Annotated in this window: 2 protein-coding genes; both read left to right on the top strand. The window is 55.5% G+C overall.

Features of this window, described 5'->3' with window-relative positions; all coding sequences use genetic code 11:
* The first annotated feature begins 112 nt into the window (after positions 1-112).
* A complete protein-coding gene (gene aph(3'')-Ib / locus GF617_RS26785) occupies positions 113-916 on the top strand; it encodes an aminoglycoside O-phosphotransferase APH(3'')-Ib (protein ID WP_001082319.1) in 804 nt (267 codons plus the stop codon).
* Entirely contained in the window at positions 916-1,752 is an 837-nt protein-coding gene (locus GF617_RS26780) for an aminoglycoside O-phosphotransferase APH(6)-Id (RefSeq protein ID WP_000480968.1), read from the top strand. Before aph(3'')-Ib ends, GF617_RS26780 begins: the two co-directional genes overlap by 1 nt.
* Positions 1,753-1,859: the final 107 nt, after the last annotated feature.

The raw sequence follows: 1,859 nt of genomic DNA, 5'->3' as shown, positions 1-1,859 counted from the left end.
AAGGCGAGCTCAGAGACCATGGAAAGCATGTTCTCGGACTTACGTAGCAACTCGTTTCTTTTCGCAGGTTGAGCCACCTCCGCGCTTCATCAGAAAACTGAAGGAACCTCCATTGAATCGAACTAATATTTTTTTTGGTGAATCGCATTCTGACTGGTTGCCTGTCAGAGGCGGAGAATCTGGTGATTTTGTTTTTCGACGTGGTGACGGGCATGCCTTCGCGAAAATCGCACCTGCTTCCCGCCGCGGTGAGCTCGCTGGAGAGCGTGACCGCCTCATTTGGCTCAAAGGTCGAGGTGTGGCTTGCCCCGAGGTGATCAACTGGCAGGAGGAACAGGAGGGTGCATGCTTGGTGATAACGGCAATTCCGGGAGTACCGGCGGCTGATCTGTCTGGAGCGGATTTGCTCAAAGCGTGGCCGTCAATGGGGCAGCAACTTGGCGCTGTTCACAGCCTATCGGTTGATCAATGTCCGTTTGAGCGCAGGCTGTCGCGAATGTTCGGACGCGCCGTTGATGTGGTGTCCCGCAATGCCGTCAATCCCGACTTCTTACCGGACGAGGACAAGAGTACGCCGCAGCTCGATCTTTTGGCTCGTGTCGAACGAGAGCTACCGGTGCGGCTCGACCAAGAGCGCACCGATATGGTTGTTTGCCATGGTGATCCCTGCATGCCGAACTTCATGGTGGACCCTAAAACTCTTCAATGCACGGGTCTGATCGACCTTGGGCGGCTCGGAACAGCAGATCGCTATGCCGATTTGGCACTCATGATTGCTAACGCCGAAGAGAACTGGGCAGCGCCAGATGAAGCAGAGCGCGCCTTCGCTGTCCTATTCAATGTATTGGGGATCGAAGCCCCCGACCGCGAACGCCTTGCCTTCTATCTGCGATTGGACCCTCTGACTTGGGGTTGATGTTCATGCCGCCTGTTTTTCCTGCTCATTGGCACGTTTCGCAACCTGTTCTCATTGCGGACACCTTTTCCAGCCTCGTTTGGAAAGTTTCATTGCCAGACGGGACTCCTGCAATCGTCAAGGGATTGAAACCTATAGAAGACATTGCTGATGAACTGCGCGGGGCCGACTATCTGGTATGGCGCAATGGGAGGGGAGCAGTCCGGTTGCTCGGTCGTGAGAACAATCTGATGTTGCTCGAATATGCCGGGGAGCGAATGCTCTCTCACATCGTTGCCGAGCACGGCGACTACCAGGCGACCGAAATTGCAGCGGAACTAATGGCGAAGCTGTATGCCGCATCTGAGGAACCCCTGCCTTCTGCCCTTCTCCCGATCCGGGATCGCTTTGCAGCTTTGTTTCAGCGGGCGCGCGATGATCAAAACGCAGGTTGTCAAACTGACTACGTCCACGCGGCGATTATAGCCGATCAAATGATGAGCAATGCCTCGGAACTGCGTGGGCTACATGGCGATCTGCATCATGAAAACATCATGTTCTCCAGTCGCGGCTGGCTGGTGATAGATCCCGTCGGTCTGGTCGGTGAAGTGGGCTTTGGCGCCGCCAATATGTTCTACGATCCGGCTGACAGAGACGACCTTTGTCTCGATCCTAGACGCATTGCACAGATGGCGGACGCATTCTCTCGTGCGCTGGACGTCGATCCGCGTCGCCTGCTCGACCAGGCGTACGCTTATGGGTGCCTTTCCGCAGCTTGGAACGCGGATGGAGAAGAGGAGCAACGCGATCTAGCTATCGCGGCCGCGATCAAGCAGGTGCGACAGACGTCATACTAGATATCAAGCGACTTCTCCTATCCCCTGGGAACACATCAATCTTACCGGAGAATATCGTTGGCCAAAGCCTTAGCGTAGGATTTCGCCCTCTCCCGCAAACGACCCCT

The organism is Lelliottia sp. RWM.1 (assembly GCF_016859735.1).
Lineage (GTDB): Bacteria > Pseudomonadota > Gammaproteobacteria > Enterobacterales > Enterobacteriaceae > Enterobacter.
Note: the sequence above shows the minus strand (reverse complement) of the source record. Positions and strands in the feature narration are given on the sequence as shown.